The 19,160-nt window shown below is 69.4% G+C and carries 15 protein-coding genes; 10 read left to right on the plus strand and 5 right to left on the minus strand.

All coding sequences use genetic code 11. The annotated features are described in order from the left end of the window. Window positions 1-84 precede the first annotated feature (84 nt). The 3 genes from AB6732_RS00935 to AB6732_RS00945 are packed head-to-tail and all read left to right on the plus strand — an operon-like array spanning window position 85 to window position 3,289. Window positions 85-825 (plus strand): demethylmenaquinone methyltransferase, encoded by a 741-nt coding sequence (locus AB6732_RS00935; RefSeq protein ID WP_261372188.1) that lies wholly within the window; start codon window positions 85-87, stop codon window positions 823-825. Window positions 826-835: 10 nt separating this feature from the next. Then, window positions 836-2,176: a geranylgeranyl reductase family protein gene (locus AB6732_RS00940; RefSeq protein WP_370957640.1), complete on the plus strand. Its 1,341-nt coding sequence runs from the start codon at window positions 836-838 to the stop codon at window positions 2,174-2,176. Between the two features lie 9 nt (window positions 2,177-2,185). Then, entirely contained in the window at window positions 2,186-3,289 is a 1,104-nt protein-coding gene (locus AB6732_RS00945; protein ID WP_370957641.1) for a polyprenyl synthetase family protein, read from the plus strand. A gap of 330 nt (window positions 3,290-3,619) precedes the next feature. On the opposite strand, the gene AB6732_RS00950 is transcribed toward AB6732_RS00945, so the two are convergent. The 3 genes from AB6732_RS00950 to AB6732_RS00960 all read right to left on the minus strand — a co-directional run bounded on the left by AB6732_RS00950 (window position 3,620) and on the right by AB6732_RS00960 (window position 6,028). Then, window positions 3,620-4,051, minus strand: a complete 432-nt coding sequence (locus AB6732_RS00950) for a hypothetical protein (RefSeq protein WP_370957642.1) — start codon at window positions 4,049-4,051, stop codon at window positions 3,620-3,622. A 180-nt stretch (window positions 4,052-4,231) separates the two neighbouring features. After that, on the minus strand, window positions 4,232-5,173 hold the full coding sequence (locus AB6732_RS00955) for a hypothetical protein (RefSeq protein WP_370957643.1): 942 nt from the start codon (window positions 5,171-5,173) through the stop codon (window positions 4,232-4,234). 216 nt (window positions 5,174-5,389) lie between these two features. Then, entirely contained in the window at window positions 5,390-6,028 is a 639-nt protein-coding gene (locus AB6732_RS00960) for a trimeric intracellular cation channel family protein (RefSeq protein ID WP_370957644.1), read from the minus strand. Between the two features lie 114 nt (window positions 6,029-6,142). Between AB6732_RS00960 and AB6732_RS00965 the strand changes: the two genes are divergently transcribed. The 5 genes from AB6732_RS00965 to AB6732_RS00985 all read left to right on the plus strand — a co-directional run bounded on the left by AB6732_RS00965 (window position 6,143) and on the right by AB6732_RS00985 (window position 11,815). Further along, on the plus strand, window positions 6,143-6,841 hold the full coding sequence (locus AB6732_RS00965; RefSeq protein ID WP_370957646.1) for a sirohydrochlorin chelatase: 699 nt from the start codon (window positions 6,143-6,145) through the stop codon (window positions 6,839-6,841). 75 nt (window positions 6,842-6,916) lie between these two features. After that, entirely contained in the window at window positions 6,917-8,665 is a 1,749-nt protein-coding gene (locus tag AB6732_RS00970; RefSeq protein ID WP_370957647.1) for a nitrite/sulfite reductase, read from the plus strand. Continuing rightward, entirely contained in the window at window positions 8,662-9,375 is a 714-nt protein-coding gene (locus AB6732_RS00975; protein WP_370957649.1) for a phosphoadenylyl-sulfate reductase, read from the plus strand. Before AB6732_RS00970 ends, AB6732_RS00975 begins: the two co-directional genes overlap by 4 nt. After that, entirely contained in the window at window positions 9,372-10,418 is a 1,047-nt protein-coding gene (cysD, locus tag AB6732_RS00980) for a sulfate adenylyltransferase subunit CysD (protein WP_370957650.1), read from the plus strand. The genes AB6732_RS00975 and cysD overlap by 4 nt, the downstream gene beginning before the upstream one ends. After that, window positions 10,418-11,815, plus strand: coding sequence for a sulfate adenylyltransferase subunit 1 (locus AB6732_RS00985; protein WP_370957652.1), 1,398 nt, complete (start codon window positions 10,418-10,420; stop codon window positions 11,813-11,815). The genes cysD and AB6732_RS00985 overlap by 1 nt, the downstream gene beginning before the upstream one ends. Window positions 11,816-11,921: 106 nt before the next feature. On the opposite strand, the gene AB6732_RS00990 is transcribed toward AB6732_RS00985, so the two are convergent. Beyond that, a complete protein-coding gene (locus AB6732_RS00990; RefSeq protein WP_370957653.1) occupies window positions 11,922-15,797 on the minus strand; it encodes an NPCBM/NEW2 domain-containing protein in 3,876 nt (1,291 codons plus the stop codon). 213 nt (window positions 15,798-16,010) lie between these two features. Here AB6732_RS00990 and AB6732_RS00995 point away from each other — a divergent pair, with 213 nt between their 5' ends. Then, window positions 16,011-17,273, plus strand: coding sequence for an alpha-L-fucosidase (locus AB6732_RS00995; RefSeq protein WP_370957654.1), 1,263 nt, complete (start codon window positions 16,011-16,013; stop codon window positions 17,271-17,273). 59 nt (window positions 17,274-17,332) lie between these two features. Further along, window positions 17,333-18,349: an LLM class flavin-dependent oxidoreductase gene (locus tag AB6732_RS01000; protein WP_370957655.1), complete on the plus strand. Its 1,017-nt coding sequence runs from the start codon at window positions 17,333-17,335 to the stop codon at window positions 18,347-18,349. A 66-nt stretch (window positions 18,350-18,415) separates the two neighbouring features. Here the strand turns inward: AB6732_RS01000 and AB6732_RS01005 are convergent, their stop codons facing one another. Beyond that, on the minus strand, window positions 18,416-19,018 hold the full coding sequence (locus AB6732_RS01005) for a hypothetical protein (RefSeq protein WP_370957656.1): 603 nt from the start codon (window positions 19,016-19,018) through the stop codon (window positions 18,416-18,418). Window positions 19,019-19,160 lie beyond the last annotated feature (142 nt).

The following is a 19,160-nucleotide window of genomic DNA, read 5'->3' on the forward strand; positions in this document are numbered from 1 at the left end:
GAACCGTCATGAGGAGAGCGTGGTCACACGGAATCCGTGGTCGTCGCGAATGTTTGCGACAATGAGACGGTGAGCAGCACACCGATCCGAGCCTCGCTCGACAAGCGCCCCGAAGAAGTAGCCACCATGTTCGACGATGTTGCGCCGAAGTACGACGTGGTCAACGATGTCCTGTCCCTCGGGCAGACGCGGCGGTGGCGCAAGATCGTCTTCGATGCGGTCGGCGCGGTTCCGGGGCAGCGCGTCCTCGATCTGGCGGCCGGCACCGGCACCTCCAGCGAGCCCTACGCGGATGCCGGGATCGACGTCGTGGCCTGCGATTTCTCCCTCGGCATGCTCAAGGTCGGCAAGCGCCGCCGCCCGGACATCGACTTCGTGGCCGGCGACGCCATGAACCTCCCGTTCGAGGACGACAGCTTCGACGCCTGCACCATCTCCTTCGGCCTGCGCAACGTGAACGAACCGCGCAAGGCCCTCGCCGAGATGCTCCGCGTCACCCGCCCCGGCGGCCGGATCGTCGTGGCGGAGTTCTCCCACCCGACCGTCCCCGTGTGGCGCACCATGTACACCGAGTACCTCATGCGTGCGCTCCCCGCGATCGCCCGCAAGGTCTCCTCCAACCCGGACGCCTACGTGTACCTCGCCGAGTCGATCCGCGCCTGGCCGAACCAGGACGAACTCGCCCACTGGCTCCAGGACGCCGGCTGGGAGGACGTCGCCTACCGCAATCTGAACGGCGGCATCGTCGCCGTGCACCGCGGCGTCAAGCCCCTGACCGACGACGCCGCAGCCTCCACCGCACGCCCGGCGCCCGCCGCGCGCTAGAGGAAGCCCGGTGAACGTTCTCATTGTCGGCGCGGGTCCCGCCGGGTCCACCGCTGCGCACTACCTCGCCCAGGACGGCCATGAGGTCACGGTCCTGGAGAAGACGTCCTTTCCGCGGGAGAAGGTCTGCGGCGACGGGCTCACCCCGCGTGCGGTGCGTGAGATCCAGCGCCTCGGGCTGCCGCACGAGGAGGCCGATGGCTGGCGCCGGAACAAGGGCCTGCGCCTGATCGCCGGCGGCCGCCAGGTGGAGCTCGCCTGGCCCGAGGTCGGCGACTTCCCGCAGTACGGCCTGATCCGGACGCGCCTCGGCTTCGATGAGGCACTGGCCCGGCACGCGGAGGCCTCGGGCGCCACCGTCCTGGAACGCCATTCCGTCACCGAAGCGCTGCGCGACGATTCCGGACGCGTCGTCGGCGCCCGGGCCGCGATCCTCGATGAGCGCGGACGCAAGACCGGCGAGACGCGCGACTTCCACGCCGACGTCGTCCTTGCGGCAGACGGCAACTCGACCCGCACGGCAGTCTCCCTCGGCGTGGCCAAGCGCGACGACCGTCCCCTGGGCGTGGCCGTCCGCGGCTACTACACGAGCCCCCGGCACGAGGACGACTGGATGGAGGGCTGGCTCGAGCTCCCCGGCAAAGACGGCAAGCCCCTGCCCGGCTACGGCTGGATCTTCGGCGTCGGGGACGGCACTTCGAACGTCGGCCTGGGCATCCTCAACTCCTCCAAGGAATTCGGCCGCCTCGACTACAAGCAGGTCATGCGCGACTGGGTCGCCGCCATGCCGGGCGAGTGGGGCTACCGCGAGGAGAACCTCGTGGGCGAGATCCGCGGCGCCGCCCTCCCCATGGGCTTCAACCGCACCCCGCACCACCTCCCCGGGATGCTGCTCCTCGGCGACGCCGGCGGCATGGTCTCGCCATTCAACGGCGAGGGCATCTCCTACGCGATGGAGTCCGCGCGTTTCGCCGCCGAGCACCTCATCGACGCCGATCGCGCCGCCCGCAGCGCCACCTCGGTGGGCGCCGCCGAACGTGCGCTCGACGCCGGCCTGGCCGCCTACGCCACCCAGGTGCGTGACGAGTGGGGCAGCCACTTCACACTCGGCCGGGTGTTCGCACGAATGATCGGCAATCCGCGGATCATGAAGCTGGCCCTCCGCACAGGCATGCCGCTGCCCGCCCTGATGCGGTTCGTGGTGCGCATGCTCGCGAATCTCACGGACCCCCGTTCGGGGCGTTTCGAGGACTCCGTGATCGCTCTGCTCGAACGACTGGTGCCCGCCACCTCGAACACCGGAACGGCGCCCGCTCCGCGTGCGTCACAGACCCTCCCCGCGACTCGTTAGGCTTTAACCGTGAGCACACCCGCAGACCGCACCTGGACGCACGCCGGACACGGACTTCCCAGCGCCGTGGAACCCGAGCCGAGCACCACGGCCATCGCCACCGGACTGACCTTGCCGCGTGGCTTCGCCGCCATCTCCGAGGATCAGGTGATCGGCCCCGCGCTGACCACCAATCTGGCCCGCGTGGAGAAGATGCTGCGGGAGGCCATCGCGAATTCCGATCCTCTGGCGGACGCCACCTCGCGTCACCTGGTGGAGGCCGGCGGCAAGCGCATCCGCCCGCTCCTGGCGCTCCTGTGCTCCCACCTGGGCGACTACACCCGTCCCGAGGTGCTGCAGGCCGCCGTCGTGGTGGAGCTGACCCATCTGGCCACGCTGTACCACGACGACGTCATGGACTCCGCGCCCGTACGCCGCGGTGCGCCGACCGCCCACGAGGTCTGGGGCAACTCGGTGGCCGTCCTGACAGGCGACCTGATCTTCGCCCGGGCGTCCATCCTGGTCTCCGAGCTCGGCGGCCGCGCTCTGGGCATCCAGGCCCGCACGTTCGAGCGGCTGTGCCTCGGCCAGCTGCATGAGACCGTGGGGCCGCGTGAGGACGAGGACCCGTTGCAGCACTACATCCAGGTGCTCGCGGACAAGACCGGTTCCCTCGTGGCCGCGTCCGCACAGCTCGGCGCGATCTTCGCCGGCGTCGATGAGACCGTGGAGAACGTCCTGGTCGAGTACGGCGAGAAGCTGGGCGTCGCGTTCCAGCTGGCCGATGACGTCATCGACGTGACGAGCGCCCGAGTGAAGTCCGGCAAGACCCCGGGCACCGACCTCCGTGAGGGCGTGCCGACCCTGCCGGTCCTCCTGCTGCGCCAGGCCGCCCGCGACGGCGACGCCTCCGCCGCCGAGGTGCTGGAACTGGTCGACGGTGACCTGAGCGGTGACGAGGCTCTGGCGGCCGCCGTCGCCGCGCTGGGCGCGCACCCGGTGACCGAACAGTCGTGGGCCGTGGCCCGTCGCTGGGCCGATGAGGCCATGGCCGCTCTGGAACCGCTTCCCGAGGGCGTGGTCAAGGAGTCCCTGGCGAACTTCGCGCTGGCCGTGGTGGAACGCACCGCCTGAGCCCCACAGCCGTCCCCACCTGGGACGTTGCGTTGTGACACTCCGTGACAGCATCCCGGCATGGTTCTGGACCGTGCCGGGATGTTCTGTTTCCGGATGACATCCCGTGAGCCGGAATTAGTCCACGGCGGACAACGAAACAGACCCGCAGGACATCTAGGGGGGATATCTGTCCGACGGGCCTGTTTCCTGGAAAATCAGGGGCTGCTCGGAAGGGCCCCCGAAAGAACCACCTTAGGAGGGGGCGATTCCTGAGGTCAGCTTATGACGATTCTTGTCATGCAGTCCAGTCATTCACTGATAATTCACGCGCCAGGGGACAACTGAGAGTCAGGACTCGTCGTCGTCATCCTCGAAGGCCCAGGCCAGCATGTCGAAAGTGAACTCGGAGAAGGTGCCGTCCTCGCTCTTCCATTCGCCGCGGGCATTGTTCTTCCGCCAGACGATCGGGTCCGGGACACTGAGGTCGCCCACCCGGATGCCCCAGGTGTAGCTCTCGTCCTCGTCCTCCAGGAACATGAGGAAGCCTTCGTCATCCACTTCGAGCTCTTCCGGGTCCCAGAAGTAGTGGTAGGCCTCCATGATGTCTTCGCAGCCGCCCAGGGCCAGGTAGAACTCTCGCATGGCCTGAGGAAGCGTCAGCTTCAGCCCGGCCAGGGCAGCGTCGAGCTCAGCCTCGGGGATGCCGTCCTCTTCCTGCCATTCATCTGCCAGGTACTTCGGGACAAGCGCGCGGTACTTCTCCAAGAACATTTCGCTCATGGGTTCCATCCTATCCAGTGGAGCAAGCCCCCGCGGTGGCCTGGGACGGAGCTCACTGTGCACGCGGCTCACGGTGCACTTGGTTGACCTTGCACTTTCTCGGGGCTCGCGGCGACGAAGCCCGAGAAAGTGCAAGGTCAACGGCGGCGGGGACGGCCAGGGGCGCGGTGCGCGGAGGTTTCAGGAGGTCCGGTCCGGGCGCCAGCCGGCCCGGAGCAGGGCCTGCTGCACACGGAATACCGCCCGGGGCGGTGTTCCGTGGAGGTCCGACGCCCCGAGCCGCACCTCCGTCCAGCCGAGCGCCTCGGTGATCGCGGCGCGGTCGATGTCCCGGCGGTGCTGCCGGGCGGCGGCGTGGGGCTCGCCGTCGTACTGGAGCGAGATCCGGTGCGCCGGATAGGCGCCGTCCGGCCAGAGGACGGGCTGCCCGAATTCGCCGCGGAGCATGACGTTGAGTTCGGGTTCCGGCAGGCCCGATGCCGCGAGGGCCAAGCGGAGCAGCGTTTCGCGCGGCGAGTCGGCGCCGACGCGGACCAGGCCCAGAGCCCTTCTGGCGGTGACGATGCCCCGTGCCCGCGGATGCCGTTCGAGCATCTCCGCGAGGGCGGTCGGCGTGGTCCACGGGATACGGTGCACCGGGAATCCTGGGGGATGAGCGCAGACCAGATGACCTCCCGCGATGACCAGTTCCTCAAGGCTCAGATCCCGGGCCAGATCCAGCCAGGTGCGCGCCGCGGTCGTGATGCGGAGGCCGTCAAGGACACGGACTTCGTCGGGCGCGAGGTCGAGACTGACGCCGACGACCCGACGACGGCGGGCCGGCGCGGTGCCGGGAGGGCTGCTGAGGTGGACGGGCCACAGCGACTCGTGGCGGCGCGGGAGGGGAACGCCTTGTAAGACGGCGGCTGTGAACAGGACGAACGTGTCCTGAGGGCGCAGCGCGGCGAGGGCCCTGACCTCGTCGGACGCTCCGAGGTGAACCCCTGCCGGGCGGCGGAAACCGTTGGTGAGGATCTCGAGGTCCGGCAGATACAGTCGGCTGCGCGGGGTGCCGTCGCGCAGCGCCTCGCGGACGGTGAAGGACCTGCCTCTCAGCTGAGGTGGCAGGGGGCTGGCGCGCATGGTCCAGTGTGGACCGGATCCGGGGTCGCGCGCAGGAGTTATCCACAGCCCTGGCCTGGTGAGCGGGTAGGTAGGCCTCGAGGTGCGGCCGGTGTGCGCCCTGACTCGGGTTGACCTTGCACTTTCTCGGGGCTCGCGGCGACGAAACCCGAAAAAGTGCAAGGTCAACGCTCACGCGCGGCCCAGGTGTACGGCCCAGGTGTACAGCCTTCGTGCTCAATCGAGCTGACGGTGCCAGCCATGCACGGCCAAGGGGACGTACCAGTGGCGCCGCCAGGCGGTCACCCGGAAGGCGAAGACGAGGGCGGCGATCGTGAGCCCGGTGACCGGGTTGAACCAGCCGAGATGCCAGACGAGCGCGGTCAGCGCCGCGCCGCAGAAGGCCGGGAGCGCGTAGATCTCGCGGGCGTCGAAGAGCGCGGGCACCTCGTTGGCCGTGATGTCCCGCAGGACGCCGCCGCCCACGGCCGTGGTGACGCCCAACAGGACGGCCGCCACCGGGTTCGCGCCGAGGGAGATGGCCTTCAGGGTGCCGGAGATGCAGAACAGGGCGAGCCCGCCGGCGTCGAACAGGGTGAGGAGGGAGGTGACACGCTGCACGCTGTTGAAGAAGATGTAGACGAGCGCGGCGGCCAGGATCGGCGGCACCAGGTAGATGGGCTGGCCGAACGCGGAGGGCAGGTGCACGCCGAGGATGACGTCGCGGACCACACCGCCGCCGAGGCTCACGAGGCAGGCGAGGAGGACGGAGCCCACCACGTCGAAGCGCTTGCGGGCCGCCAGCAGCGAGCCGGAGACGGCGAAGAAGAACACGCCGAGCAGGTCGAGGGCCAGGAGGCCGGTGTCAAAGGACATGGCCTTCCCTTCCGCTCTGTCCGTGCGCACGTCAGGGTTCCGGAACGGGCCGCCCGACATGCTTCGCAATCAAGGTTAAGGCACCCGGGGACCGCTCGCGTTAAGCTCCCAGTCATGACTCACAGCCCTGTCCTGATCGCGTGCTCGCACGGAACCAGCAACGCCACCGGCGACGCCGAAGTGCGTGAGCTCCGGCGGGCCGTGTCCGCGCTCCGCCCGTCGCTGGACGTGCGCGAGGCCTACGTGGACGTCCAGGAGCCGGCCCTCCCGGACGTGGTGGCCGCTCTGCCCGAGGGCGAGCCGGCCGTGATCGTGCCGGTGCTCCTGAGCGTCGGATACCACGTGAAGGTGGACATCGCCCAGGCCCGGGACTCCCGGCCCGGGACCTCCGCGGCGGCGCCGCTGGGCCCGGATCCGGCGCTGGTGGACGTACTGGAGGACCGCTTGCGGGAGGCCGGGCTGGCGGACGACGACGCCGTCGTCCTGGCCGCCGCGGGCTCCTCCAACCCGGCGGCCTCCGCAGCCGTGGAGGAGGTCGCGGGGCAGCTCGCCGCCCGCCTCGGGAGGCCCGTGAGCTGCGCCTACGGAAGTGCGGCAGAGCCGAAGGTGCCCCACGCGGTGGAGGCGGCCCGCGCGGCGGGGGCGCCGCGCGTCGTCGTCGCGTCCTATCTGCTGGCCCACGGCTGGTTCCATGACCAGCTCTTCAAGGCCGGAGCGGACCTGGTGACCGAGCCGCTGCTGCCGTCGGAGGCGCTGGCGGGCCTGGTGCTGAAGCGCTTCGACGAGGCCGTCGCCGCCGCGTCTGGCGCGTGACGAAATATTGCCCCCCGTGTCGTCACATGTCCGGTGACCTTGGGAGGCCAAAGTGGGCCACCCTACATTTTCTGTATGACCGACACAGCTCTAGCCGGAGCGACACCCTCGCCCGAAGCCCGTCCAGCACGCACGCCGCGCGCGGGCAGGCCGGCCGCCAAGCCGCATGGCCAGTGGAAGGTTGACGGCACCACGCCGCTCAACCCGAACGAGGTGTGGAAGCAGGAGGACGGTGGCCTCAGCGTCCGCGAACGCATCGAGACCATCTACTCCAAGGGTGGCTTCGACTCGATCGACGGCACCGATCTCCACGGACGCTTCCGCTGGTGGGGTCTCTACACGCAGCGCAAGCCCGGGATCGACGGCGGCAAAACCGCCACGCTCGAGCCGCACGAGCTCGAGGACAAGTACTTCATGCTCCGCGTCCGGATCGACGGCGGGGCTCTCAACACGGAGCAGCTGCGGGTGATCGGGCAGATCTCCGTGGACTTCGCCCGTGGATCCGCGGACATCACCGACCGCCAGAACATCCAGCTGCACTGGATCCGGGTCGAGGACGTGCCGGAGATCTGGCGCCGCCTCGAAGCGGTGGACCTCTCCACCACCGAGGCCTGCGGCGACGTGCCGCGCGTCATCCTCGGCTCGCCCGTGGCCGGCATCGCCAAGGACGAGATCATCGACCCGACGCCACTGATCCACGAGATCGCGGACAAGTTCATCGGCGATCCCGTACTGGCGAACCTGCCGCGCAAGTACAAGACGGCCATCACGGGCCACCCGTCGCAGGACGTGGTCCACGAGATCAACGACTGCGCCTTCGTCGGCGTGGTGCACCCGGAACTCGGAGTCGGCTACGACCTGTGGGTGGGCGGCGCGCTGTCGACCAACCCCATGCTCGGCAAACGCCTGGGTGCCTTCGTGACTCCGGAGCAGGGCGCCGAGGTGTGGCACGGTGTCACACAGATCTTCCGCGACTACGGCTACCGCCGCATGCGCACCAAGGCCCGCCTGAAGTTCCTCCTGGCCGATTGGGGCCCGGAGAAGTTCCGGCAGATCCTCGAGGACGAATACCTCGGGTACCAGCTGGCCGACGGCCCCGCCGCACCCAAGCCGCCGACCCCCGGCGACCACATCGGTGTCCACGAGCAGAAGGATGGCCGCTTCTTCATCGGCGTCGCCCCCACGGTCGGCCGCCTGTCCGGCGAGAACCTGGTCCGCCTGGCCGATGTGCTGGAGGCTCACGGTTCGCAGCGCCTGCGCACCACTCCGCACCAGAAACTCGTGGTCCTCGACGTCCCCGGCGACCAGGTGGAACCCCTCATCGCCGAACTCGACACCCTGGGCCTCTCCGCCCGGCCGAGCGTCTTCCGGCGCGGCACCATCGCCTGCACCGGCATCGAATACTGCAAGCTGGCGATCGTCGAGACCAAGGTCACCGCGGCCACGGCCATCGCGGAACTGGAGCGGCGCCTCGCCGACCTGGTCGAGGCCGGCACCCTGCCCGACGCCCTGAGCCTGCACATCAACGGCTGCCCCAACTCCTGCGCCCGCATCCAGACCGCGGACATCGGGTTGAAGGGCATGATGCTCCCCGTCGACGGCGGCGACCCGGCTCCCGGCTTCCAGGTGCACCTGGGCGGCGGGCTGGCGTCGACGTCCCGCGAGGAGGCCGGCCTCGGCCGCACCGTCCGTGGCCTCAAGGTCTACGTGGCGGATCTGCCCGACTATGTGGAACGTGTCGTCCGCCGCTTCGTCGCGGACCGAGCCGAAGGCCAGAGCTTCGCCGAATGGGCCCACGCCGCGGATGAGGAGGCACTGCAATGAGCACGACACTCCGCTCCCACGAGGAGCTGAAAGCCCTCGCCGAGGCGGGCGCGGCCGAACTGGCCTGGGACGCCCCGGCCGAGGACGTCATCGCCTGGGTGAAGCGCAACTTCGCGACGCCGGCCGTCACCGTGGCGTGCTCCATGGCCGACGCCGTGCTGCCGGCCCTCGTCGCCGAGCAGCTGCCCGGCGTCGACGTCCTCTTCCTCGACACCGGCTACCACTTCCCGGAGACCTACCAGACCCGCGATCTGGTGGCCAAGACCCTCCGCGTGAACGTGGTGGACGTGCTGCCGGAGAACACCGTGGAACAGCAGGACCGGCTGTTCGGCAAGGACCTGTTCGCCCGCGACGCCGCCTCCTGCTGCAATATGCGCAAGGTGGTGCCGCTGCGCCGCAACCTGGCCGGTTACGAGCTGTGGTTCACCGGCGTCCGCCGCGACGAGGCCCCCACCCGCACCAACACCCCGCTCGTGACCTGGGACGAGGCCAACGGCCTGGTCAAGGTCAACCCGGTGGCGCCATGGAGCTACGAGCAGCTCATGGAGTACTCGGACGAGCACCTGCTCCCGTCCAACCCGCTCCTCACCCAGGGCTACCCGTCCATCGGCTGCCAGCCGTGCACGAACAAGGTCGCGCCGGGGGCGGACCCGCGATCGGGCCGTTGGGCCGGATCCGACAAGACCGAATGCGGGCTCCACACGACATGAGCGCCCAGACCTTTTCCGAAGAACTCGAGGTGGAGAACGTGACGCAGGACATTGCGGCGGCGGGGGTGTCCCCGGAAGCGGCGCATCGCGCGAGCGAGGAACGAGCGAGCGTGTCTAAGCCGCGAGGGGATGCCCCTGCGGCCGCCCGCAACCGGCTCGGCACGCTTGACGCCCTCGAGGCCGAGGCCATTCACATCATCCGTGAGGTCGTCGCCGAGTTCGAGCGGCCCGCGCTGCTGTTCTCCGGCGGCAAGGACTCCGTGGTCATGCTGCACCTGGCCACCAAGGCGTTCTGGCCGGGCAAGGTGCCGTTCCCGGTGTTGCACGTGGACACCGGGCACAACTTCCCCGAGGTGATCGAGTTCCGGGACCGCACGGTCGAGCGGCTCGGGCTGAAGCTCGTGGTCGGCTCCGTGCAGGAGTTCATCGACCGCGGCGAGCTCCAGGAGCGCGCGGACGGCACCCGGAACCCGCTGCAGACTGTGCCGCTGCTGGACGCCATCCAGCGGAACAAGTTCGACGCCGTCTTCGGCGGCGGCCGTCGCGATGAGGACAAGGCCCGCGCCAAGGAGCGCATCCTGTCCCTGCGGGACGAGTTCGGACAGTGGGATCCGCGCAATCAGCGGCCCGAGCTGTGGAACCTCTACAACGGCCGCCACACGGTGGGCCAGCACGTGCGGGCTTTCCCGATCAGCAACTGGACCGAGCTGGACATCTGGCGCTACATCGAGCGCGAGGGCATCGAGCTGCCGGGCCTGTACTACGCCCATGAGCGGGAGGTCTTCGCCCGGGACGGGATGTGGCGTGCCGTGGGCGAGGTGTCTCAGCCGGCTCCGCATGAGGAGGTCATCACCAAGCTCGTGCGCTACCGCACGGTGGGGGACATGTCCTGCACCGGCGCCGTGGAGAGCGACGCCGCGGACGTGGCCGCCGTCGTCGTCGAGGTGGCTGCCTCGACCCTGACCGAGCGTGGCGCGACCCGCGCCGATGACCGCATCTCCGAGGCGGCCATGGAAGACCGTAAGAAGGACGGGTATTTCTGATGAGCACCGCACTCGCGTCCAGCACGCTGTTCCGTTTCGCGACGGCCGGCAGTGTCGACGACGGCAAGTCCACCCTGGTGGGCCGCCTCCTGCATGACTCCAAGGCGATCCTGGCCGACACCCTCGACGCCGTCGCCCGCACGAGTGCGGACCGCGGCTTCGGCGGGGAGAAGGGCGGCCTGGACCTGGCGCTGCTGACCGACGGCCTGCGCGCCGAGCGGGAGCAGGGCATCACGATCGACGTCGCGTACCGCTACTTCGCCACGGACCGCCGCAGCTTCATCCTGGCCGACTGCCCTGGGCACGTGCAGTACACCAAGAACACGGTGACCGGCGCGTCCACGGCGGATGCCGTGGTGGTGCTGATCGACGCCCGCAAGGGTGTCCTCGAGCAGACCCGTCGGCACCTGTCCGTCCTGCACCTGCTGCGCGTCCCGCACGTGATCGTCGCCGTGAACAAGGTGGACCTGGTCGACTTCTCCGAGCCCGTGTTCCGGGAGATCGAGGCGGACATCCGGCGGGTGTCCCAGGAGCTGGGGATCGGCGCCGCGCAGGCTGATGGAACCGCGGACCACGCGGATATCCGGGTCATCCCGGTCTCGGCCCTTGACGGTGACAACGTCGTGGACCGCTCCCCGCGCATGCCCTGGTACGACGGCCCTTCGCTGCTAGAGGTCCTCGAGACCCTGCCCGCCGCGGACGAGCTGGAGGACGAGCACGAGGCGTTCCGCTTCCCCGTGCAGCTCGCGATCCGTCCGCAGGGCGCCCTGGCGCCGGACGCCGTCGCGCGTGGCCTGGACGTGGAGGAGTACCGCGACTACCGCGCCTACGCCGGCCAGGTGGCCGAGGGCACGGTGACGGTCGGCGACCCGGTGGTCGTCCTGTCGCCGGGCCATGAGCCGCGCACGACGACGGTCACCGGCATCGACTTCGCCGGCACCTCCCTGGACACGGCCTTCGCCCCGCAATCGGTGGCGCTGCGCCTCGCCGACGAGATCGACATCGCCCGCGGTGACACGATCGCCGCGGCTGGCACCGTGGGGGAGAGTTCCGCGGATCTGTACGGTTCCGTGGCGTGGCTGTCCTCCAAGCCGCTGCGCGAAGGGGCCCGGGTGTTCGTCAAGCACGGCACGCAGACCGTGAAGGCGATCGTCCGCTCGGTCTCCGGCAAGCTGGACCTGGACACGTTCGAGGTGCAGCCCGCCTCCGACCTGGAGCTCAACGACATCGGCGAGGTCCAGATCCGCCTGGCCGCGCCGCTGCCCCTGGAACCGTACGCCAAACACCGCCGCACGGGCGCGTTCCTGGTGATCGATCCCGCCGACGGCAACACCCTCGCCGCGGGCATGGTCAAGGAGCACCCGGGCGACTCCGAAGACGAGCGGTACTGGATCTAGCCCCACCCCTGCTCGCGAGAGGACTGTTTCGCGAGAGAACAGCTGAGGCCCCTTCCCTGCGTGGGAAGGGGCCTCAACTGTCACTTCGCGGAGACGGGTTCCGGCGCTAGGGAGCGCACTGGAACTTCGCGTCGCCCCACACCCCGTGGGCCCCGTTGATGGAGCCGGAGGGCTTCACCACCAGGTCGAGGTAGTTCACGCCCCGCAGGTCCACGTCCACGCTCTCCGGGGCGAAGCCGGGCACGTAGGTCCGTGAGGTGTAGGCCGTGGCGCCATCGGCGTTGACGGAGAAGATGATGTTCCCCGCGAACCCCTTCTCCAGACCGACCTGGGACGTGAACCGCGTGCACTTCCCGCCCAGGTAATAGGTGATCCGGGATTCCGCATGGACCCCGAGCCCCTTGCTGTAGCTGGGGCTCGTGCCCGTGGCGGGATCCGTGTAGTTCAGCGCGAGCGGCAGGTCCGGCGAGGTCGCCGTGTCCTTGTTCGCCACGTCCTTGCCGATCACGCCGTAGCCGTTGACGGCCTGAACCCACTCGACGTCGGAGGCGTACGCGGTGCCGTGCGGCACGGCGGGCAGCGGCTGGGTGGTCACCTGCCAGTCGAAGAACTTCACCCGCGTGTCGGTCGGGAGCACGACGGCGGCCAGCTCCTTGGCCGGGTTCAGCCGGACCAGGTTGGCGAAAGCCTGGTACTTGTACTGCGTGTACTCCGGGGACGCGCCGTTGGCGTTGTTGCGGCCCTGTTCGGAGACCGCGACCACGCCGCCGCCCAGCTCCTTGGGCTGCAGCCAGTTGGGGAAGAAGATCCCCTGCTGTTCGGTGCTGCCGTCCGTGTACCGCAGGGTCAGGACCGGGGTGGTCCCACCGCCGACCGCCGCGGACCCGAGCACCGCCAGATGGGTGCCCTTCCCGCTGACCGCGATGGTCTGGCCGTCGAGTGCCGTGGCGTTGGGGACGTCGGGCCCGACGCTCGGCCAGGTGAAGTCCACCTCGCGGGGTGTCCCGGCGTAGACCGGGACCTTCCCGCCGGGCTTCACCCCGCCGGCCGGGACGGTCGCCTGGGCGAGCTGTTCGGCGGAGAAACTCGCCCCGCCGCCGTCGAAGTTGCCGGCGCCCTTGTTCGCCACGGTGGTGACCGCGACGTTGTTGAACGCGGCCTGCAGGGAGCCGTAGGCGACGTAGATCGAGTTGCCGCCGCGCACGGTCTGCGCGCTGCCGTCACGTGCCGTGTACGACGCCGTCGCCGCCAGCTGCTGCGAACCGGCGGCCGCGCTCGGGCCGGGGCTCACCGTGAAGCTCGCGGTGACGCTCTGACCCGCCTTGACCTCGGACGCGGTCGCGCCGGAGGAGGAGACGAGGCTCCACCCGGCCGGGAGAGCTGGGGTGATCTTCACGCCCGTCTTGTTCCAGGTCCCGGTGTTCACGAACTGCGCGGTGAACGTGGTCTGCTTGCCCTGGAACACCTCCTTGTCGACGCCGACCCGCAGTTCCGCGGCCTGCGCCTCCTGGGTCTTCCCGGCCATCGGCCCGGCGTTCTTCAGCTGGACCGTGGCGCTCGCGGACGACGCCAGCGGAGCGGTCTTGACCCGCACCACCGAGGTGGCGGCGTCGTAGAACCAGCCCTGGGTGGCGGCGTCCAGCGCAGCCTGTCCGGAGACCCGGGGGAGGACCGTGGAGCCGGTCTTCACCTGCTGCGGCGCCGTGCCCACGTGGGCGTTGATCAGGTACGGGCGGGCGGCGGCCATCCCGGTGTAGGAGCCCTCGCGGGCGCCGACGGTGACGTTGACGGTGCCCGTGCCGAAGTCCGCGGCGTCCACGGTGAACGTCTGCCGTGCCGACTTGCCGGTCTTGTAGTCGCGCGTGACCTTGTCGTCCTCGTACAGAGTGAAGGACGACTTGCCCTTGGCGAAGGCCTCCACCGTCACGGCGGAGTCCTCGGGGACGAGGGACGCGTTGCGGGCCACCTTGCCCTGCGGGATCACGGCCCCGACGCGGACGAACAGCGGGAGCCGGTCGAGCGGTGCGTCGTAGCCATTGAGGATCTGGCCGCCGTCGTAGACCTTGCCGGTCCAGTAGTCCGCCCACTGCTGGCCGGCGGGCAGCTGGATGCCGTTCCGCACGGTGCTCTGGGTGTAGACCGGGGCGACGAGGAAGTCCGAGCCGAGCATGAACTGCTGGTTCGCCTCTGCGGAGTAGGACGCGGCCTGCTCCGGGAACTCGAGTGCCATGGAGCGCATCATCGGCACGCCCGTGACATGCGAATCCTGCGCCAGGGTGTAGAGGAACGGCATGAGCTGCTGCCGCAGCTGCAGGTACTTGCGGTTGATCGCGGTGGCGTCGTCGCCGTAGAGCCAGGGGCGCTTGTCCGTCGGGGCCCAGCCGGACATCGAGTAGAGGGCCGGTGCGAAGGCCTTCCACTGCAGATCGCGGACGTAGGACTCCTTGGAGCCGCCGAAGATGCCGTCGACGTCGCCGGTGGTGAACGCCAGGCCGGAGTTGCCCGCGCCGGTGAGGGCCGGGACCTGCCAGCGGATCGCGTCGAGGTTGCCGCTGTGGTCGCCGGTCCACTGCATGCCGCAGCGCTGGGAACCGGCCCAGCCTTCGACCATGAGCGCGGTGCCGCGGGCGGAGGAGTTGTCTTCGATGCCCTGGTGGGCTGACTCGCAGCCCGTGAGCGCCTGGCGGTAGCCGGAGCCGACCCACGCGACGTCAAGCTTCCGGAGCCGCACGCCGGCCTGGCCGACCTCGTAGGCCTGGCTGGTCAGGGAACGTTGCGTCCAGAGGCCCACCTTGAGCTGGGTCTCGTCCTGGATGCTCTTCACGGTCTCCGGCAACTGCTGGTATTCGCAGCCGTACCCGTCGTTGACGAGCATCCAGCCCGCGGGCATGTCGTGGGCGACGAACTGCCGCGCCGTCTTGATGGCGTCCGGCGTGCGCTGCTTGGCGCCGTCGGGGTCGCCGTAGCCCGAGGAGGAGTAGCCCGGGTTCGAGCGGTTGTAGCAGTCGGCGTCGCCGTATTCGAGGGCGTAGACCGGCGGCATCATCGGGCGGCCGGTCAGCTGCGTGTAGCCGTCCAGCGCCGACTTGTAGTCACCCACGAAGTAGTAGGCGTCGAAGCGCTTCTCTTCGTGCGTGGTGCTCGGCGACGTGCCGAAGTCGTAGCTGCCGCGGGCGAAGGTGTCCCGCAGGACGCCGTAGCCCTTGCTGGACATGTAGTACGGGACGGCGTTGGGGTAGCCGTCGTCGGTCCAGTTGAAGTTCTTGGCGATGTTGATGATCGCGCCGGTGTGGATCGCGCGGCCGTTCTGCATGCCGCCGCCGATGAACTGCTCACCGGCCTGGGGCGTCAGGTGTTCGGTGGTGCTCTTGGAGCCGAAGCTCAGGGGAGCGGACTCTTCGAAGACGGTGCTGCCGTCCGGGCGGGTGACCTTGATGCGGCCGGTGGACTTCTCCACGGAGACGCTGACGGCATCGGTGGAGGCGGTGACCCAGTCGCCGTCGCTGAGCGTGAGGCCGGTGCCGGGGAAGCTCTTGGCGCCGACGACGATGTCGGCGCTCTGGGCGGGATCCCCCTGGTCCGTGTTCGCGGGATCGGTGAACGTCCCGCCGGGGGCCGCCTCGATGCGGAAGGTCTTGGGGTCGAGGAAGGTGATCCGGAAGGCGCCCTTCTCAGCCGTCAGGTTCACCGTGCCGCCATTGCGGACGACGCCGGTGACGGCGCCGAGGGTGCTGCCGCTCTGGTCGACCGGGACCTCGGGGGTCACGGGCTTGACCTTGACGGGGGTGCCGGTCTCGGACACAGCAGGGGTGGGCGCGGTGGTGGAGGGTGCGGTTGTGGGTTCGGGTGCGGCGACGGCCGCGGACAAGGGGGAGAGTGGTGCACAGCTGAGCGTGACGGCGGCGGCCAGGGCCAGGAGGTTCCCGGTGTGGCGGCGTCGTTGCCGTGTGTGCACCCCGGAACGGGCGGGGTGCGGTCTCATGGGCAGCCTTTCTTCATGCATTGAGGTGATGAAAAAATCGGTTAACCGTGCACTAATAATCAGTTGCCGGGACGGGTGAGTCAATGGTTGGTGTGAAACGATTCACACATTGCGACGGCGTGGGGGTGTCGGCCGGGGTGCCGGCCGGGGTGATCTGCGCGGGTGTGTTCGGGTGGTTCCGGGGCGCCGGGGTTGGTTTCTAGGCTGGGACGCATGACTTCGGCACCCTTGCGCCCCACGCCCGGGCAACTGGCCTGGCAGCACGACCGGATGGGCGTGTTCTTCCACTTCGGCGTCAACACCTTCCACGGCAAGGAATGGAGTGACGGGTCGCTCCCGGCGTCGAGCTTCGACCCGGCGGAACTGGACGCGCGGCAGTGGATCCGCGCGGCGCGGCTCGCCGGGGCGAAGTATGTGGTCCTGACCGCGAAGCATCACGACGGCTTCTGCCTCTGGCTCACGGCGACGACCGCCTATTCGGTGGCGTCCTCGCCGTGGAGGGGCGGCGCGGGGGATGTCGTCGCGGAAGTAGCGCAGGCGTGCCAGGAAGCGGGGCTGAAGTTCGGACTGTACCTTTCGCCGTGGGACCGGAACGCGGCGTGCTACGAGGATCCGGAGGCCTATGACGAGTTCTACCTGGCGCAGCTGCGGGAGCTCTGCACGCGGTACGGGCCGCTGCGCGAGCTGTGGTTCGACGGCGCCGGGTCGGAAGGCCGGGTCTACGACTGGGAGCGGATCGGCGCCGTCATCGCCGAGCACCAGCCCGGCGCGATGGTCTTCAACTTGGGCCCCGCCACGATCCGCTGGGTCGGCAACGAGGACGGGCTCGCCGAGGATCCGGTGGAGTACGTCGTCTCCTCCACGGCAGTCTCGAACTATGTGAGCGACTCCGCTGCGCTGAGCCAGGAGGCGTATCTCCCTCCGGAGTGCGACGTCTCGCTCCGGCCGGGCTGGTTCTGGCAGCCGTCCGAGGAGCCGAAGTCCGTGGACCACCTCCTGGCCATCCACTATCGGTCGATCGGCATGGGGGCGAATCTCCTGCTGAACCTTCCGCCGGATCGCCGCGGCCTGGTCCCTGAAGGTGATGTGCGGCGCCTTGCCGAGTTCCGGGCGGAGCTGGACCGGCGCTTCGGCAGGCCGGTCGAGGCGGAGGTGCTGCGGAGCGGGCCGGGGGAGTGGACCCTCGATTTCGGCCGGGACGTCCCCCTGGACCACGTGGAACTCGGGGAGGATCTGTCGGAGGGCCAGCGGGTGGTGCGGCATCGGCTCCTCGCCGACGACGGCGACGTCCTCGCCTCCGGTCTGACGGTCGGCGCCCAGCGCCTGCACGCCGTCGTGCCCGTCACCGCGCGGCGGCTGCGGGTGGACGTGGACGGCGACGGCGCGCGGCCGGCGTTCGCGCGGGCCTACGACACCGGGGGCGCCCCGGTCCCGGTGATCGAGTACGCGGCCCCGACGCACCGGCCGGAGGACTGAGCTTCCGGGCGCTCGGGTACTGCGGGAATTTTCCATGCAAACGCATGGTTTTCGTGGTCGTGAACAGCAAAAAGATCGGATTCCTGTCCTTCGGCCACTACGGTCGGTCCGCAGGATCGCACACCCAGGACGCCGGTGAGTCGCTGCGGCAGGCCATCGAGCTCTCCGTCGCCGCAGAGGAGCAGGGCGTGGCCGGGGCCTTCTTCCGGGTCCACCACTTCGCCCGGCAGGGCGCGGCTCCCTTCCCCCTGCTCTCCGCCATCGCCGCCCGCACCACGACCCTTGAGATGGGCACGGGCGTCATCGACATGCGGTATGAGAACCCGCTCTACATGGCCGAGGAAGCCGCCGCGACGGACCTCATCAGCCAGGGCAGGCTCCAGCTCGGCGTGAGCCGTGGTTCACCCGAACCGGCGCTCAACGGGGCGGAGAACTTCGGCTACGTCCCGAGCGAGGGCGAGACCCCCGCCGACATGGCCCGTCGCCACACGGATCTCTTCCGCCGCGCGATCACGGGCACCGGGATCGCTCCGGCGGACGCCGGCGACGGCCGTCCGGGTCTGCTGCTGCCGGTCGAACCGCAGTCGCCCGGCCTCGAACGCCGCATCTGGTGGGGCGCCGGCACCCGCGCGACGGCGGTCTGGGCCGCCGAGCAGGGCATGAACCTCATGAGCTCGACCCTCCTCACCGAGGACACCGGAGTGCCGTTCGACCAGCTGCAGGCCGAGCAGATCCGGATGTTCCGGGACGCCTGGAAGGAGGCCGGACACGGCTGGACGCCGCGCGTCTCGGTGAGCCGCAGCATCATCCCGCTCGTGTCGGAGGAGGATCACCACTACTTCGGTCTGAGGGGTCAGGTCGAAGGACGCGACCAGGTGGGGTGGCTGGACGGCGCCATCTCCCGGTTCGGCCGCTCCTACATCGGGGAGCCCGACCAGCTGGCCGAGGAGCTGGCCCGCGACGAGGCCGTGCAGGAGGCCGACACCGTCCTGGTGACCGTCCCGAACCAGCTCGGCGTCGACTACAACGCGGCGCTGCTCGGCAACATCGTCAAGCACGTCTTCGGACAGGGCTGATCACCACCCCTCATCGACTGCTCCATAGGATGTCGTTCTGAGTGATTTCAGGCGTGAATCGGCATCCTAGGGAGCAGTCGACGGGTCAGGGGAGTGGTCGGTGGCGGGAGGTGCCGACGGTGACATCAGGGAGGCGGCCGCCCTGGTCAGCAGGGGAATGACCCCGAGCACGCCGAGCATCAGGAGGACCGCACCCCAGCCGGGTTTGTCGGACTCGTGGTTGCTCGCCGCCATCATCGTGAAGGTCAGCAGTACGAAGGCTCCGATGATCCCCAGCGTCACCAGGATCCAACCGGCACGCCGGAGCGGGACTGTCAGCGCTCGTGCGGCGGCGACGAGCAGGAGAACAATCAACAGCACGGTGACGACCAGCAGGCCGACGAAACCGATCATGAACAGCGCCGACAGCGCCGGATCGTCACCAGAGCTCGAATCCGGCGCGATGCCGCGCTGGAAGATGACGGTGAATACGGAGACCGGCGTATCCACCCGGGAGTCGCCCCGGGTCTCGCGGGTGGTGAAGATCGGCACGGTCAGTCCTGCGATCAGCAGAGCTCCGAGGATCACGTCGTAGGCGCCGACTGCCACACGCTCAAGGCGGGCGATGCGCGCCTCCAGTTCCCGGATCGTGCCGGCCTGCCGTGCTTCATCGGTGATGTGCTCGGTCATGTTCAACTCCTCGACTCGCATGGTCCCACAGAGGATGGTTGACTGTGCCGGATCCGGAGCCTCCAGATCTGCGCGGGCGTCGGCCTGTGCGCCTGTCTTCCAGCATGCGACTTCGCCTGGGGCGGGGCAATGGGCAGGAGTC

It is taken from the genome of Arthrobacter sp. RCC_34 (genome assembly GCF_041360795.1).
In the GTDB taxonomy this organism is placed as follows: domain Bacteria; phylum Actinomycetota; class Actinomycetes; order Actinomycetales; family Micrococcaceae; genus Arthrobacter_E.

What these genes read in the sequence shown, in the direction of transcription:
- AB6732_RS00975 (WP_370957649.1), top strand. Translation starts at nt 8,662, where the DNA reads ATGAGCACGACACTCCGCTCCCACGAGGAGCTGAAAGCCCTCGCCGAG.
- AB6732_RS00965 (WP_370957646.1), top strand. Translation starts at nt 6,143, where the DNA reads ATGACTCACAGCCCTGTCCTGATCGCGTGCTCGCACGGAACCAGCAAC.
- AB6732_RS00985 (WP_370957652.1), top strand. Translation starts at nt 10,418, where the DNA reads ATGAGCACCGCACTCGCGTCCAGCACGCTGTTCCGTTTCGCGACGGCC.
- AB6732_RS00955 (WP_370957643.1), bottom strand. Translation starts at nt 5,173, where the DNA reads ATGCGCGCCAGCCCCCTGCCACCTCAGCTGAGAGGCAGGTCCTTCACC.
- AB6732_RS00990 (WP_370957653.1), bottom strand. Translation starts at nt 15,797, where the DNA reads ATGAGACCGCACCCCGCCCGTTCCGGGGTGCACACACGGCAACGACGC.
- AB6732_RS01005 (WP_370957656.1), bottom strand. Translation starts at nt 19,018, where the DNA reads ATGACCGAGCACATCACCGATGAAGCACGGCAGGCCGGCACGATCCGG.
- cysD (WP_370957650.1), top strand. Translation starts at nt 9,372, where the DNA reads ATGAGCGCCCAGACCTTTTCCGAAGAACTCGAGGTGGAGAACGTGACG.
- AB6732_RS00950 (WP_370957642.1), bottom strand. Translation starts at nt 4,051, where the DNA reads ATGAGCGAAATGTTCTTGGAGAAGTACCGCGCGCTTGTCCCGAAGTAC.
- AB6732_RS00995 (WP_370957654.1), top strand. Translation starts at nt 16,011, where the DNA reads ATGACTTCGGCACCCTTGCGCCCCACGCCCGGGCAACTGGCCTGGCAG.
- AB6732_RS00970 (WP_370957647.1), top strand. Translation starts at nt 6,917, where the DNA reads ATGACCGACACAGCTCTAGCCGGAGCGACACCCTCGCCCGAAGCCCGT.
- AB6732_RS00960 (WP_370957644.1), bottom strand. Translation starts at nt 6,028, where the DNA reads ATGTCCTTTGACACCGGCCTCCTGGCCCTCGACCTGCTCGGCGTGTTC.